Here is a 16,328-nt window from a genome sequence, read left to right on the forward strand (position 1 = left end):
TATGAACCTGAAGTTTTACGACAGAAATTTATTGGTAAAACTATTAAGCCTTTTATCTGTTGTAAGAGGATATAACATATTAGTATTAATAGCCGCTCAATATCTTGCGGCTATTTTCATTTTCTCAGAAAACAGATCGTTAAAACACGTTTTATTAGATTGGCATTTATTATACTTAGTACTTGCAACTGTTTGTGTTATTGCTGGAGGTTATATCATTAATAATTTTTATGATGTAAAAGCAGATAGAATTAACAAACCTATAAAAAGTACACTAGATGAAAAGATTAAACAAGAAACAAAACTTTCTTTATACTTTTTATTAAATTTCGCTAGCTTCACATTTGGTTGGTTAGTTTCATGGAGAGCAGCATTTTTTTTCGCTAGTTATATTTTTGGAATTTGGTTATATTCTCATAAACTAAAAAAATATCCTTTAATCGGATTATTAAGCGTTACTATTTTAACTATCTTACCTTTTTTTGTAATTTTTGTTCACTACAAAAATTTTTCTAAGGTGATTTTTGTTCATGCATTTTTTCTATTTTTAGTCATAGCCGTAAGGGAACTCATCAAAGATTTAGAAAACATTAAAGGAGCAATAGTTAGCAACTACAACACCTTTCCAATTGTATATGGTGAAAAAAAAACTAAAAAATTTATTTTCTTATTATTAGGTTTAACTCTAATTCCTGTTATTATTTTATTTGATTATCCGGCCATTCACTACATGAAATACTATTTTTATTTAGCAGGAATCTCTTTATTAATAATTGGTTTTTTCATTTGGAAATCTAACACAAAAAAGCAATATCAATTAATTCATAATGTATTAAAAATACTACTTTTAATTGGTGTGTTTAGTTTATTACTAATTGATAAATCTTTATTATTAGATAAAGTTATCAATCAACTCAATTAAAACTTCTCCTACTACTAAAAAAATCAAACAAAAGCATTCCTTAATCTATTAAATATCAAAGATTAAAACCCAAATTAATTTCACAATAACTTACACTGAAAATCAAATATTTAAACTATATTTGCGCCCGTTTTAAAAATCATTATAAGATGAATAAAAATAACTCGTCGAGAGGACGACAAGCTGGAAAGAACAGCAATCCTCGCTCAAGAAAACAATCAAATTTCAGAAAACCTGTAAAGAAAACTAATAATACTCCTAAAAAAGAGGAAAACACAGGAATTCGTTTAAATAAATTTATTTCTAACTCTGGAATTTGTTCAAGAAGAGAAGCTGATACATTTATCGAACATGGAAGTGTTACCGTAAATGGAAAATTAGTTACTGAAATGGGATATAAAGTTCAACCTGATGATGCTGTGCGTTTTGATGGAACTTTAATTTCTATGGAAGAAAAAAAATATATTTTATTAAATAAACCTAAAAATTACATTACCACAATGGAAGATGATCGTGGAAGAAAAACTGTAATGGAATTAATAGGTAATGCGACTAAAGAACGTATATATCCAGTAGGTAGATTAGATAGAAATACAACAGGATTATTATTATTTACTAACGATGGTGAATTGGCTAAAAAATTAACTCACCCTAAACATAATGTACGAAAACTATATCATGCTTCGTTAGATAAAAAGTTAACACTATCTGATCTAGAAAAATTAAGAGGTGATGTAGTAATTGAAGGTCGTAAAGTTTTTATTGACGCTGTTTCTTATGTTGAAGGTGAAAAGAAAACAGAAGTGGGAATAGAAATTCACTCAGGTAGAAATAGAATTGTAAGAAAAATATTTGACCACTTTGGTTATCATGTTGTAAAATTAGATCGAGTTATCTTTGCTGGATTAACAAAGAAAAATTTACCACGCGGTAGATACAGAACTTTAACACAACAAGAAGTTAACAACCTAAAGATGTTATAAAAATGAATATTGAAAATTTAAAAGCTAAATCTGAAGCTATTTTTAATAATGAAGTTACTTTAGAAGAAAAACTACAAAACATATGCGATTACTTAAAAAAAGAAGTATCATATTATGATTGGGTTGGTTTTTATTTTAAAAATGGAGATAAAGAAGAATTAAAACTAGCTCAATTTGCAGGTGAACCAACAGAGCATACAATTATTCCTTTTGGAAAAGGTATTTGCGGACAAGTTGCAATTAGTAATGAAAACTTTGTTGTTCAAGATGTCTCAGAACAAGACAATTATATTTCTTGTGGATGGAAAGTAAAATCTGAAATCGTAATTCCAATTTTTGTTGATGGAGAAAATATTGGTCAAATAGATATTGATTCTCATACAATTAATCCATTTTCTAAAAAAGACGAAGAACTTTTAGAATTTATTTGCGAAAAAGTTTCGTTTTTTTTACAAAAAAACAGCTAATCCCTTGGTTATAAAGTTTTTTTGTATAGATTTGTAAAAAGTTATCAACAATTTTATTACTAATCTTTAAATCCCCTAATGATGAGTAGAAATATCCCTAATTATGAAGGCTTGGGTAAATCTACCGATGCCGGAAAATTGACTTTACTGGAAAGAATAGCTCTTTGGGTAAGAGATTTCCTTGAAAACGCAGAATAAAAAGTCAATAAAAAACTTTAAACCGGAAAAACTTTTAAGTTATTAACAAGTTTTTCCGGTTTTTCTTTTAAAATCCCTCTTCAAACAATTGCAGTAAAATTCAAGTTTTAGTAAATTTGCGCGCTCATTAACAACACAACAAACATGAGCAATAAAACAATTAAATCTGCACTTATATCTGTTTTTCATAAAGATGGATTAGCACCTATAGCAAAAAAACTTAATGAGTTAGGAGTAACGATATACTCTACTGGTGGTACCGAAAAATTTATTACTGAATTAGGTATCGATGTTGTTCCTGTAGAAAGTGTTACAGATTATCCTTCAATTTTAGGAGGGAGAGTAAAAACATTACACCCTAAAATTTTTGGAGGAATTTTAAATAGACAAGAAAATGAAAGTGACGTAGCTCAACTTTCAGAATTCAATATTCCACAAATCGATTTAGTAATCGTTGATTTGTATCCTTTTGAAAAAACTGTAGCTTCTGGCGCTAGTGAGCAAGATATTATCGAAAAAATAGATATCGGAGGAATTTCTCTTATCAGAGCTGCAGCAAAAAATTTTAAAGACACCGTAATTGTTTCTTCAATGGAACAATATGATGAGTTTTTAAACTTAATTTCAGAAAACAACGGAGAAACTTCAATTGCTGACAGAAAAAAGTTTGCTGCTAAAGCATTCAATATTTCTTCACATTACGATACAGCTATCTTTAATTATTTTAATGAAGATGAAGTTGTATTTAAAGCTAGTGAAACCACAGCTAAAACTTTACGATATGGTGAAAACCCACACCAAAAAGGATATTTCTTTGGAGATTTAGATGCTATGTTTGATAAATTACATGGTAAAGAATTAAGTTATAACAACCTTCTTGATGTAGATGCCGCTGTAAACTTAATCAACGAATTTAAAGGAGAAGCTCCTACATTCGCTATTTTAAAACACAACAATGCTTGTGGTTTTGCTCAAAGAGAAACTGTATACCAAGCTTATGTAGATGCTTTAGCTGGAGACCCTGTTTCTGCTTTTGGAGGAATTTTAATTTCTAATGTTACAATAGACAAAGAAACTGCTGAAGAAATTCATAAATTATTCTGTGAGGTTGTTATTGCTCCAAGTTTCAACGATGATGCCTTAGAAATATTAAGAGGAAAGAAAAACAGAATTATTTTAGCTCAAAAAGAAGTGGCTTTACCAAATCAAATTGTAAGAACTTCTTTAAATGGATTATTAGTTCAAGATAAAGATGCAAAAACAGATAGCATAGAAGATTTATCATACCCTACTTCTTCTAAACCTTCATCAGAACAAATAGAAGATTTATTATTTGCTTCTAAAATATGTAAGCATACGAAATCAAACACTATAGTTTTAGCTAAAAACAAGCAATTATGTGCTAGTGGAACTGGACAAACAAGTCGTGTTGACGCATTAAGACAAGCAATTGAAAAAGCAAAAAGTTTTGGTTTTGATTTAGAAAATGCTGTGATGGCAAGTGATGCTTTTTTCCCGTTCCCTGACTGTGTAGAAATCGCAGATAACGCTGGAATTAAATCAGTTATACAACCTGGAGGTTCTATAAAAGACGAATTAAGTATAAACTACTGTAACGACAATGGATTGTCGATGGTGTTTACAGGAACAAGACACTTTAAACATTAATGTTTAAGGTGTATTTTCTAACGTTTTTTTTATTAGATTTGTGAGAATACATAAACGGGTTACACTTTTAAATATTTTTTATGGGATTTTTTGACTTTATGACGGAGGATATCGCAATCGATTTAGGCACTGCGAATACACTTATCATACATGATGGCAAGGTAGTTATCGATAGTCCTTCGATTGTTGCGAGAAATAGAGTTAATGGAAAAATTATTGCTACGGGTAAAGAAGCCCAACAAATGCAAGGTAAAACCCATGAAAATATTAAGACAATTCGTCCATTAAAGGACGGTGTGATTGCCGACTTTCAAGCTTCTGAAGAAATGATTAAGGAATTTGTAAAACAAATTCCTGCAATTAGAAAAAAAATATTCCCACCTTCTCTAAGAATGGTTATTTGTATTCCTTCTGGAATCACTGAGGTAGAAAAGAGAGCTGTAATTGATTCTGCTCGTCATATGAATGCCAAAGAAATTTATCTAATCTATGAACCAATGGCTGCTGCAATTGGTGTTGGGGTAGATATTATGGAACCAAAAGGTAACATGATCATTGATATAGGAGGTGGTACTACAGAAATCGCTGTCATAGCTTTAGCTGGTATTGTATGTGATCAATCTGTAAAAGTTGCTGGTGATTTATTTACTAGTGATATCATGTACTACATGAGAACTCAGCATAACTTATATGTAGGAGAAACTACTGCTGAAAAAATGAAAATTCAAATAGGTGCAGCCACTGAAGATTTAGACGAAACACCAGAAGATATGATGGTTCAAGGTCGTGATTTATTAAGTGGAAAGCCGAAACAAGTACAAGTTTCATACAGAGAAATAGCAAAAGCATTAGATAAATCTATTTTAAGAATAGAAGACGCTGTAATGGAAACTCTTTCGAAAACTCCACCTGAATTAGCTGCTGATATTTACAATACTGGTATTTACTTAGCTGGTGGTGGATCTATGTTAAGAGGATTAGATAAAAGATTGTCAAGAAAAACTGATTTACCTGTTTATGTAGCTGAAGATCCTTTAAGAGCTGTAGTAAGAGGAACAGGTATTGCTTTAAAGAATTTAAATAAATACAAGAGCGTATTAGTTAGCTAAAAAGTTATGCAACAGCTTATTTATTTTATTCAGAAATACAAATACTTTCTGTTTCTTTTGCTGTTACAAATTATTGGTTTCACTTTAACAATCAATAATCATAGCTATCATAGAAGTAAATTTATTAGTTCTGCAAATACTATTACTGGTGGTGTTTATGAGAAAAAAAGTAATCTTAGAAACTACTTAAACTTAAAAGACGAAAACCAGATTTTAATTGAAGAAAATTTAGCATTAAAAAACAAATTATCTAAGTTAGAATATTTTTTAGATAGTGTTTATGCGAAGACTGTTATTGACACTAATAATTTTAATCAGCAATTTAAATTTATTGATGGTAAAATTAGTAAAAACGAATTCCATAAACCTTATAATTACCTTACTATTAATCGTGGTTTAAAACATGGCGTAGAAAAGGAAATGGCAGTAATTAACAATAAAGGTATTATTGGTATTACTGACGCTGCTTCAAATAGTTACTCTAGAATTCGATCAATACTAAATAGGAATAGTAAAGTTAATGCACGGCTAAAAAGTAGTCCTTATTTTGGATCTTTAAGTTGGGATGGAAAAGATTACAACATTGTTCAATTACATGATATTCCTAGGGAAGCCAAGATAAATTTAGGTGACACAATAATGACTGGAGGTAATTCAACTATTTTCCCGAAAGGAATTTTAATAGGAACTGTTATTGACAAAACCAATGGAATAAACATCAAACTTTTTAATGATATGAGTAATCTTGAAAATGTATATATCATTAAAAACTTTCATCAAAAAGAAATCAAAGCTTTAGAAAACGTAAATAATGAGTAGAAAACCTTTCTATCTAGCTATAGTTTTTGTGAGTTTAATTCTAATACAAGTATTAGTTTTAAATAATATTAGATTTTTAGGTTATGTAAACCCTTACATTTACATTGCTTTTATTTTTGTTTACCCTTATAAAACCAATCGTTTTCCAATAATATCTTTAGCTTTTTTACTTGGATTATTGGTGGATATGTTTGCAGACTCTGGAGGTATACATGCAATGGCAACTACTTTAATTGCTTATCTTAGACCTAGTTTCTTTAGAACATTTTTTCAAAAAACTGAAGTTGACTACGAGTTCTTCCAAATGAATCAAGAGTCGTTTGGGAAAATATTTAACTTTGTAGCATCTTTAACAATTATTCATCATTTTGTCGTTTTTCTACTGGTAAACTTTAGTTTTAGTAATTTAATTTCAGTATTAATTAACACAATTTTATCGGCTATATTTTCGTTAATTTTATATTTTCTAGGAAACTTTATTTTAACTAGAAAACAACAATAATTGTGAAGCGAAGTTTTTTATTAATTTTTTTAATTACTCTTGTTGGATTAATCTATATAGGTAGGTTATTCCAACTACAGGTTATTGAAGGACATGAATCAAGTCCAACAAGTAGTGCAACTATAAAAATCGAATACGATTATCCAGAACGTGGTTATATATATGATCGTAACAATAAACTAATGGTTGCAAATGAAGTATCTTATGATGTAATGGCTATTCCTAAGGAATTAAAAACTATAGATACGCTAGAATTTTGCGAGTTAGTTAAAATTTCCAAAGAAGATTACATCAAAAAGGTTAAAAAAATTAAAAACCCAAGAAAATTTGCTCCTTGGCTTCCAGCTGTTTTTATAAAACATCTCGCAAAAAAAGATTACGCCTTCTTACAAGAAAAACTTCATAAATTTAAAGGTTTCTACATTCAAAAAAGAACTATTAGAAATTACCCCGAACCAGTTGCTGCAAATGTTTTAGGTTATTTATCTGAAGTAAATGAATTGCAAGCTAAAAATAATCCTGATTATGAAAACGGAGAACTTATAGGTAAATCTGGAGTAGAGTATTATTATGAAAAAGCCTTAAGAGGGAATAAAGGTAAAAAACACTTTAACCGAGACAACTTAATGAGAATTACTGGTAACTATAAAGATGGCATATATGATACTTTAGCTGTTCCAGGAAAAGATTTATTATTAACAATAGATTTAGATTTACAAAAGTATGGAGAGAAATTAATGACTGGTAAAAGAGGTGGTATAGTTGTTCTTGAACCATCGTCTGGAGAAATACTAGCATTAGTTACTGCTCCATCTTATGATCCTAATGTTTTGGTAGGAAGAAAACGATACAAGCATTCTACCATACTCTTTAATGACAGTATAAATAACCCTACTTATGATAGAGGTTTGCAAGGAGTTTATCCGCCAGGATCTCCTTTTAAAATTTTAAATGGTTTAGTGGGGTTACAAGAAGGTGTTATTAATGAGAAATCTTATGTTTATTGCTACGGAGGATATCGCTATGGAAAAAGAAAAAACGAATTTATGAAATGTCACTGTGGTATTTATGGTAGACCAATTCGATTAAAAAAAGCGATCGCTAATTCATGTAATAGTTATTTCTCTGATGTTTATCGTAAAATTATAGACAAACCTAAAAATACCAAAGTTGGATTTGATAACTGGAGTAATCAAATCAAAAGCTTTGGATTAGGAAATTTCTTAGGCTATGATTTAAATGTTGGTTTACCTGGGTTAATACCAAATGCTAAATATTATGATGATCGTTATGATTTTAGATGGGGAGCTACCACAAATATTTCTAATGCTATTGGACAAGGAGAAATTCAAACAACCCCTATTCAATTAGCTAATGCAACTGCTGCAATTGCTAATAGAGGTTTTTATTACACTCCTCATATTGTTAAGCAAATTGATGGAAAAAACATAAAAAATCCAAAGTTTACAACTAAAAAGCAAACACTGATAAACGAAGAACATTTCCCTGTAGTTATAGATGCTATGCATGAAGTATTCAAAACAGGAACTGGAAAATATAGCCGAGTAAAAGGCATAGATATTTGCGGTAAAACCGGAACTGTAGAAAACTTTACAAGAATTAATGGAGAAAAAGTTCAATTAGAAGATCACTCTATACTTATTGCCTTTGCTCCAAAAGAAAATCCTAAAATAGCCATGGCTATTTTTGTTGAAAATGGAGGTTTTGGTTCATCTATAGCAGCTCCAATCACTAGTTTAATGATTGAAAAATACCTAAATGGTGAAGTATTAAGAAAAGACTTAGAGGAAAGAATGATTAATTTAAGTTTACAAGAAGAATACGACAAATTAATTGTAAAAAAAGACAGTATTGAGACAGTTAGAAAATAACATATTTAAAAATATCGATTGGATAACTATAATTATATTTCTATTATTAGTGGCATTCGGATGGGTTAACATTTATGCTGCTTCCTCTACTGGAACAGAAAAAGAACTTTTCGATTTTAGCACTAGATATGGTAAGCAATTAATTTTTATAGCTTTAAGTTTCCCTTTAATAGTTTTTATTTTATTTCTGAATTCTAAATTTTATGAACAATTCTCGAGTTTAATTTATTTATTCTCTCTTCTTCTTTTAGCTGGTGTTTTAGTTTTTGGAAAAAAAATTAATGGAGCTACATCTTGGTATAACTTTGGCGGAATCGGACTACAACCCTCAGAGTTTTCCAAAGCTTTTACTGCTTTAGCTTTAGCTAAATTAATGAGTGATCGACAATACAATTTAGACTTGCTTAAAAACCAAATTAAAGCTTTTGTCATTATTTTTTTACCTGCTTTTTTTATTGCTTTGCAACCAGACATGGGATCCGTTTTAATTTACTTTTCATTCTTTTTTGTGCTGAATAGAGAAGGATTAACTTTAAAGTATTTTATTCTTGGCGTTATTACTGTCGTTTTATTTCTACTAACAGTTAATTATGGTACTTCTAAAGTTCTTATTGGAACACTTATAGCTTTAACCTTCGTATTTACTTACATTATTTATAGAAATAACCAATTTTTTAGATTTAACTGGCCAGTGATACTAGTTACATATATTATTTCTGCTTTATTTATTTCTGCAGCAGGTTACACATACACTAATATATTAGAACAACATCAGAAAAACAGATTTGATATCTTATTAGGCAAAATAGAAGACAAAAAAGGCTTGGGCTATAATACACACCAAGCAGAATTAACTATTAAATCTGGAAATTTTTTCGGAAAAGGTTTTTTACAAGGAGATCGTACTCAAGGTAATTTTGTACCTGAACAGGACACAGATTATATATTTTGTACTGTTGGAGAAGAATGGGGATTTTTAGGTACTTCCATCGTTATACTATTATTTATGGCTTTATTGTATAGAATAATATTTTTAGCAGAACGCCAAACAAATAAATTTGCAAGAATTTATGGATACGGAATAGCTTCAATACTGTTTTTCCATGTTGTAGTAAATATAGGAATGGTTATAGGTATTTTGCCAACAATTGGTATACCTCTACCCTTTTTTAGTTACGGAGGATCATCTCTATGGGGGTTTACTTTACTTATTTTTATCTTTATAAGATTAGATGCTCATAAAAAATATGACTATTAGTGTCATTTATTGTAAAGCTTTTCTGAAACTACAACTTTTTTGTCATTTCATATAATTGATCTTGTTTATCTAATTCGATAATTGTTCTTTTAATGGGGCAATCCCAAAAGTTGTGTGTTAATTGAAATAGAATGTTGATTTTTGCAAAAAAAGAGATTACTTGGACTTATCACTAGAGTTTTTAAAATTTATATTACCAGAGTTATTAATTACTCATTTTGATTTAACCAAACATGAATTAAAAGGAAAAGACTTGCATCTTTACTTTGAAGAGAAGAAAGGTATTCCAGAAGAGTTTTCTAAAGATATCGTGATATCTCACGGTTTTCATAAAGAAATTATGGTAGAAGATTTTCCTTTAAGAGGTAAAGTTGTGCTACTTCATATTAAACGCAGAAGATGGTTGAATAAAACAAGTAATAAAGTTGTTTATAGAAACTGGAATTTAGTAGCACAGGGAACTCGAATGACCGTTGAGTTTGCTGTTTTTTTAAAATCACTTGATCAGTACTAAAGCCAATGACTGTCATACCATAGCTAGTTTTTATGGTTTAAATGGTAAAAAGTTGCAACGCCAATTTAAAGACTATTTAAGTGATTTTAAACAGTGGAAAGAAAAGTCACATGCTAAAGACTGGTTACTTTTTCCTGAAAATATAGGAAAGCGACTTTCTATAGATGAAGTTACTTTGTCTAAAGGAGAGCTATATACCATTGTCACTAATAAGAAAGCCAAAGGAAAAGCAGGAAGTATTGTAGCTATAATCGCAGGGACTAAAGCTGAACATGTAATAGATAGACTGCTTAAAATCCCAAGCTCAAAACGAAATAAGGTTAAGGAAATTACTTTAGACATGGCTAACTCAATGAAGCTAATTGTTAAAAGATGTTTTCCTAAAGCAATACAAGTAACAGATAGGTTTCATGTGCAAAAACTAGCTCTGGATGCTTTACAAGATATTCGAATAAAACATCGTTGGGACGCTATTGATAAAGAGAATAATCAAATCAAAGAAGCTAAGAATAATAACAAAATATATCAGCCCGAAACTTTTGCAAATGGCGATTCTTTAAAACAATTATTGGCTAGAAGTAGGTACTTACTTTATAAAACAAAAGTAGATTGGACACAAAAACAACAACAAAGAGCAGATATATTGTTTGAACAATATCCAGATATTAAAAAAGCATATGGAATATGTCAAAAACTCAGAAACCTTTTTAATAACAAAACCATAACTAAAGGAATTGCTTATACAAAATTAGCGAAGTGGTTTAAAGAAGTAAAGGACTCAGGCTTTAAAGCGTTTAATATTGTAGCAAACTCCATTAGGATAAACTATAAATCAATTCTTAATTATTTTGATAACAGGAGTACAAACGCATCAGCGGAATCTTTTAATGCAAAAATAAAAGCCTTTAGAGCACAATTTAGAGGCGTAAGAAATGTAGAATTCTTCTTATACAGATTAACTCAGATTTTTGCATAACCACAACAATTGAGAATGATCCGATATCTCCTTTTTTCATATAAATACTTTTCTTTTCTTAAAACAAAAAAACACCTCGATATAATCGAAGTGTTAAATATTAACTAACTTTAAAGTTTTTTTTATAAAGCTGCAACGTGCTTAGCTAGTTTTGATTTTAAATTAGCTGCTTTATTCTTGTGAATAATATTATTCTTAGCTAATTTATCTAGCATTGAAGCAACAGTAGATAACATTCCTTCTGCTTCTTTCTTATCTGTAGTAGCTCTTAATTTTTTTACAGCGTTACGTGTAGTTTTATGCTGATATTTATTTCTTAAGCGCTTAGTCTCGTTACTTCTTATTCTTTTTAATGCTGACTTATGATTTGCCATTTTATAAAATCTTATATTGTTATAAAAACGTTGTACTCCGTACGGGATTCGAACCCGTGTTACCAGGATGAAAACCTGGCGTCCTAACCCCTAGACGAACGGAGCAGTAACAATCTTTTCTTGATTGCGGGTGCAAATATAAATTTATTTTTCTATACTTACAACTTTTTTTATCTCAAAATTTCGATAAAAAAAGCTTCGAATTAAATTCGAAGCTTTGTACTCCGTACGGGATTCGAACCCGTGTTACCAGGATGAAAACCTGGCGTCCTAACCCCTAGACGAACGGAGCAAAACAATCTTTTAGTTTGCGGGTGCAAATATATAACTCTTTTTGAAATACACCAAACTTTTTTAGATTATTTTTAATATGCTTTTGCGAAAAGTACTCTTTTTGAAGATTTTCTTCCTGTTAACACACATTTACCCTCTTCATTCTCAGCATCATTAGGTATACAACGTATTGTTGCTTTAGTTAACTCTTTTATTTTATCTTCAGTCTCTTCTGTTCCATCCCAGTGTGCAGATACAAATCCTCCTTTATTTTCTATTATATCTTTAAACTCTTCGAAAGTATCAACTTTAATTAAATGTGTCTCTCTGAAATTTAATGCTTTTGTAAATAAATTCTTCTGAATCTCATCTAATAACTCTTTAATAAACGTTACTAAATTATCTTGTTCAACAGTTTTCTTTTCAAAAGTATCTCTTCTTGCTACCTCAGCTGTACCATTTTCTAAATCCCTTTTTCCAATAGCTACTCTAACAGGTACTCCTTTCAATTCATATTCTGCGAACTTTGCTCCTGGTCTCATTGTATCTCTATCATCAAATTTTACAGAAACACCGCTTGATTTTAATTCTTCAATTATAGGCTTCAGTTTATCAAAGATTAAATTCAATTGTTCTTCTCCTTTATATATAGGTACAATTACAACTTGTATAGGAGCTAATTTAGGTGGTAATACTAAACCTGCATCATCTGAATGCGTCATTATTAAACCTCCAATTAAACGAGTTGAAACTCCCCAAGAAGTAGCCCATACATATTCTTGCTTACCATCTCTTGAAGTATACTTAACATCAAAAGCTTTAGCAAAGTTTTGTCCTAAGAAATGAGATGTACCTGCTTGTAAAGCTTTTCCATCTTGCATTAAGGCCTCAATAGTATAAGTATCATCGGCTCCAGCAAAACGTTCACTTTCAGATTTAGCTCCTTTAATTACAGGCATAGCCATAAAATCTTCTGCAAAAGTTGCATAAACTTCTTGCATTTGCCTTGCTTCAGCTAATGCTTCCTCCATAGTAGCATGAGCTGTATGACCTTCTTGCCATAAAAATTCAGCAGTTCTTAAAAAAGGTCTAGTTCGCATTTCCCAACGCATAACATTAGCCCATTGGTTGATTAACAATGGTAAATCTCTATGAGATTGTATCCAGCCTTTATATGTATTCCATATTATAGCTTCAGAAGTTGGTCGTATAATTAATTCCTCTTGCAATCTTGCATTAGGATCTACACGTAATTTCCCCTCGTTATCTGGATCAGTTTCCAATCTATAATGTGTTACAACTGCACATTCTTTAGCAAATCCTTCTGCATTTTTCTCTTCAGCTTCAAATAAACTTTTGGGTACTAAAAGAGGAAAGTAAGCATTCTGATGTCCTGTCTCTTTAAACATTCTATCTAATTCTGCTTGCATTTTTTCCCAAATTGCAAACCCATAAGGTTTAATAACCATACACCCTCGCACGGCTGAATTTTCAGCTAAATCAGCTTTAACAATAAGCTCATTATACCATTGTGAATAATTCTCAGCTCGTTTTGTTAAATGTTTACTCATAATTGATAGTTTGGCACAAAAATTGCTATTTTTTAATGTAAATTACAGCAACAAAACTACGTTAAATTCGTAATTACCGCAATAAACTTGTTTTTTTTTGCTTATAATTTTAAAAATTATTTAATTTTAATAAAAAGATAAGAATATGAAATCATATTACACAAAAACCAAACTTCCACAATATTTCTTGTCATTAATCGTGGTAACTACTCTACTTTCCTGTGGAGCTGCTCAAACGGTTTCTGGTAATGATGATGGCATTTATGCAGATGATACTGAAAAACCACAACGAAAAGTGGTTCAAATGAATGAAAGAGATTATAACGATTACAATGAAAATTACTTTACAAAAGAAGTTGAACGTTTAGATAATTTAAATGGTACAGACATAATAACGGATATTGAAAGTTATAGTTCTGAAGATTACTCTTTTGATAATGATTCTGAAGATGAATTAGTCAATGAAAATCAAATTTTATCAAATAGAGAACCATGGGGATTTGATAAAAATTCGGATGTAGTAATAAACATCAATACTTTTGGTAATGGTTATAACTGGGGCGTATACGGTCCTTATTGGAATTCATTTTGGGGCGATCCTTTTTGGTCTTATCCATGGCGTGGTCGTTTCGGTAATCGTTGGGGGTATTATGATCCTTACTGGCATCCTTTCCATGGACCTTACAATTGGAATGCCGGGATATATTTAGGCTTTGGTGGAATTTACGATCCTTTTTGCCCTCCTGGATATTATAGATACGGTAGAAACAGAGCTTATAGAGGTTATGGAGCATATAGAAATTTCAGATTCCGTAATAATAGAGGTATTTACAGAACAGCTTATCGCTCAGGAATATACAATAGAAGAGGTGCTTTTGCCTCTACCAATAGAAGATATGCTAGAAACAATACTAGAGCAACATCAAGACGTTCATCAAATGTATATAGAAGAAATAATAGATCTATAAACAGAAGCAATAGAAGTATTTCCAGAAACAGAAACAACTCCACAATAAGAAGAAATTCTAATTCAAGAAGTATAAATAGAAATTCTAGAAGCATTAGATCTAGAAGTTACAATAATAATTCCTCAAGAAGAAACAATAGATCTTACTCTCCTAATAGAAATTCATCAAGAAGAAGTTCAGCTAATAGAAGTTCATCATCAAGAAGAAGCTATTCTACAAGATCATCATCCTCAAGGTCAAGAAGCTACTCACCCTCTAGATCATCGTCAAGTAGATCAAGCGGGTCGTCATCTAGAAGTTCAAGTAGAAGCTCTTCAAGAGTTAGAAGATAAAACACTAAAAAAAATCTATAGTATTTACAATTAGCTATAATTTTGAAAGTATGAAAAAAATTATATTACTTGTAGCAACAATAGCTACAATAAGTACCTCTTATGCCCAATTTACAGATTATAATGATCTTGGAATTTTATTCTCTAGAGATCAGAGAACAGGTACGGCAAGATTTAACGCAATGGCTGGAGCTTTTGGGGCATTAGGAAGCGATATTTCTTCAACCGATATTAACCCAGCAGGTGCTGCTGTTGCTAGAAACAGTAAAGTTGCAGTTACTTTTGAAGGAACGAGTACTAATTTTGACTTGAATTATTATGGAAATAGTAATAATATTAAGGATGAAAGAATAAACTTAAGTCAAGCTGGGGCCATTTTTGTGTTCGATGGAAGTAATAACTCGAATTGGAATAGATTTGCTGTTACTTTCAATTATAAAGTAAAGGCTGATTTCGATAATTTTTATAATGGTAAAGGGAATAGTAGTTTAACTTTTTATGACGATAATTTTAATCGCACAGAACGACCTAACAACACTTTTTACACTCCTTTTGAACAAGAATTCTCAAAAGAAACTAGTGGTTTAAATAGTGTATTTAACATGGGCTTTTCAGCAGTACATGACAACAAGTTATTTATTGGTGCTTCTTTAAAATTTCACAGCATAGAGTACAGAGAAAGAACTCTTAACATTGAAGACAATAATGAATTTAATGGATCTCCAATTGTTTTTGATGAAATTGACGAGCGTTTTGTTGATGGAACCGGATTTTCTTTTAACCTTGGATTTATTTACAAATTAAATAAATTTATCCGAATTGGCGCTTCTTATGAATCTCCTACTTGGTACAGAGAAGTATTTGAAGAGAACTTAAATGATTTTGCTGTTTTTGACACAACTGATAATACAACTCCTGCCCTATTATTTGAAGACAGAGTTGCACAAGGACCATTTTCTCTACGATTCAGAACTCCAAGTAAACTTACAGCAAGTGGAGCTTTAGTTTTTGGAAAACAAGGATTAATTAGTTTAGACTATACCTATAGAGATTTCTCAAACTTCAGATATAACGACGGTGATCCTCTTTTACAAGATGCTAATCAGTTTTTCTCTAGAGACTTTAGAGCTACACATGCATTTAATTTAGGTGGAGAATGGAGATTCGATAGAGTTAGTTTAAGAGGAGGATACTTCTATGAACAGAATCCAAATTTAAGAGAAGGAGGAAATACAAATGAAGATAACTACAGAGGCTTTACTGCTGGTTTAGGGTATAATTTTGGAAATACTCAAATCGGACTTTCATACTTACGTTCTTTAAACGATGAATTTTATTCTCTTTATAATGTAGGAGACATTAATATAAATAATACTACTTCAAGAATAGCTGCCAGTATAACTTTCAGCTTATAAAATTTTTATTGGGGATTTTTAAAAGAACCTCTTAGTAAAGTTAATTAAAACTGAACTAAGAGGTCTTTTTATTTAATCAGTTTTTTA

15 protein-coding genes and 2 tRNA genes are annotated in these 16,328 nt (G+C 30.5%); 13 read left to right on the plus strand and 4 right to left on the minus strand.

The annotated features are described in order from the left end of the window. The first annotated feature begins 1 nt into the window (after position 1). The 11 genes from AC2TEO_RS06595 (at position 2) to AC2TEO_RS06645 (ending at position 11,308) form a co-directional block, all read left to right on the plus strand. Positions 2-922, plus strand: a complete 921-nt coding sequence (locus tag AC2TEO_RS06595) for a geranylgeranylglycerol-phosphate geranylgeranyltransferase (RefSeq protein WP_442267343.1) — start codon at positions 2-4, stop codon at positions 920-922. Between the two features lie 149 nt (positions 923-1,071). Further along, positions 1,072-1,905 (plus strand): pseudouridine synthase, encoded by an 834-nt coding sequence (locus AC2TEO_RS06600; protein ID WP_442267344.1) that lies wholly within the window; start codon positions 1,072-1,074, stop codon positions 1,903-1,905. 2 nt (positions 1,906-1,907) lie between these two features. Then, a complete protein-coding gene (locus AC2TEO_RS06605) occupies positions 1,908-2,372 on the plus strand; it encodes an XrtF-associated fRMsr-like GAF protein (protein ID WP_442267345.1) in 465 nt (154 codons plus the stop codon). 342 nt (positions 2,373-2,714) lie between these two features. Next, positions 2,715-4,238 (plus strand): bifunctional phosphoribosylaminoimidazolecarboxamide formyltransferase/IMP cyclohydrolase, encoded by a 1,524-nt coding sequence (purH, locus tag AC2TEO_RS06610; protein ID WP_442267346.1) that lies wholly within the window; start codon positions 2,715-2,717, stop codon positions 4,236-4,238. 80 nt (positions 4,239-4,318) lie between these two features. Continuing rightward, positions 4,319-5,347: a rod shape-determining protein gene (locus tag AC2TEO_RS06615; RefSeq protein ID WP_095070021.1), complete on the plus strand. Its 1,029-nt coding sequence runs from the start codon at positions 4,319-4,321 to the stop codon at positions 5,345-5,347. A 6-nt stretch (positions 5,348-5,353) separates the two neighbouring features. Further along, on the plus strand, positions 5,354-6,166 hold the full coding sequence (gene mreC, locus AC2TEO_RS06620) for a rod shape-determining protein MreC (protein WP_442267347.1): 813 nt from the start codon (positions 5,354-5,356) through the stop codon (positions 6,164-6,166). After that, positions 6,159-6,668 (plus strand): rod shape-determining protein MreD, encoded by a 510-nt coding sequence (gene mreD, locus AC2TEO_RS06625; protein WP_442267348.1) that lies wholly within the window; start codon positions 6,159-6,161, stop codon positions 6,666-6,668. The genes mreC and mreD overlap by 8 nt, the downstream gene beginning before the upstream one ends. 2 nt (positions 6,669-6,670) lie before the next feature. Continuing rightward, positions 6,671-8,560: a penicillin-binding protein 2 gene (mrdA, locus tag AC2TEO_RS06630; RefSeq protein ID WP_442267349.1), complete on the plus strand. Its 1,890-nt coding sequence runs from the start codon at positions 6,671-6,673 to the stop codon at positions 8,558-8,560. After that, positions 8,541-9,818 carry a rod shape-determining protein RodA gene (rodA, locus tag AC2TEO_RS06635; protein ID WP_442267350.1) on the plus strand — a complete coding sequence of 426 codons (1,278 nt, stop codon included), beginning with the start codon at positions 8,541-8,543 and terminating at the stop codon, positions 9,816-9,818. The genes mrdA and rodA overlap by 20 nt, the downstream gene beginning before the upstream one ends. 160 nt (positions 9,819-9,978) lie before the next feature. Further along, entirely contained in the window at positions 9,979-10,332 is a 354-nt protein-coding gene (locus AC2TEO_RS06640) for an ISAon1 family transposase N-terminal region protein (protein ID WP_442267351.1), read from the plus strand. Next, positions 10,319-11,308: an ISAon1 family transposase gene (locus AC2TEO_RS06645; RefSeq protein WP_442267352.1), complete on the plus strand. Its 990-nt coding sequence runs from the start codon at positions 10,319-10,321 to the stop codon at positions 11,306-11,308. Before AC2TEO_RS06640 ends, AC2TEO_RS06645 begins: the two co-directional genes overlap by 14 nt. A 122-nt stretch (positions 11,309-11,430) precedes the next feature. Here AC2TEO_RS06645 and rpsT read toward each other — a convergent pair whose 3' ends face one another. The 4 genes from rpsT to proS form a co-directional block, all read right to left on the minus strand. Next, positions 11,431-11,682 carry a 30S ribosomal protein S20 gene (gene rpsT / locus AC2TEO_RS06650; protein ID WP_442267353.1) on the minus strand — a complete coding sequence of 84 codons (252 nt, stop codon included), beginning with the start codon at positions 11,680-11,682 and terminating at the stop codon, positions 11,431-11,433. A gap of 33 nt (positions 11,683-11,715) precedes the next feature. Further along, positions 11,716-11,787, minus strand: a tRNA-Glu gene (locus AC2TEO_RS06655). 115 nt (positions 11,788-11,902) lie between these two features. Next, positions 11,903-11,974 (minus strand) — tRNA-Glu (locus AC2TEO_RS06660). A gap of 73 nt (positions 11,975-12,047) precedes the next feature. Next, positions 12,048-13,526, minus strand: coding sequence for a proline--tRNA ligase (proS, locus tag AC2TEO_RS06665; RefSeq protein ID WP_442267354.1), 1,479 nt, complete (start codon positions 13,524-13,526; stop codon positions 12,048-12,050). A gap of 145 nt (positions 13,527-13,671) precedes the next feature. Here proS and AC2TEO_RS06670 point away from each other — a divergent pair, with 145 nt between their 5' ends. Together AC2TEO_RS06670 and AC2TEO_RS06675 are read left to right on the plus strand one after the other, a co-directional pair. Continuing rightward, entirely contained in the window at positions 13,672-14,826 is a 1,155-nt protein-coding gene (locus tag AC2TEO_RS06670; RefSeq protein ID WP_442267355.1) for a hypothetical protein, read from the plus strand. Between the two features lie 50 nt (positions 14,827-14,876). Continuing rightward, complete coding sequence (locus tag AC2TEO_RS06675; protein ID WP_442267356.1) at positions 14,877-16,241, plus strand: OmpP1/FadL family transporter; 1,365 nt, start codon at positions 14,877-14,879, stop codon at positions 16,239-16,241. The last annotated feature ends 87 nt before the right edge of the window (positions 16,242-16,328 follow it).

The organism is Tenacibaculum aquaeponti, from assembly GCF_057221555.1.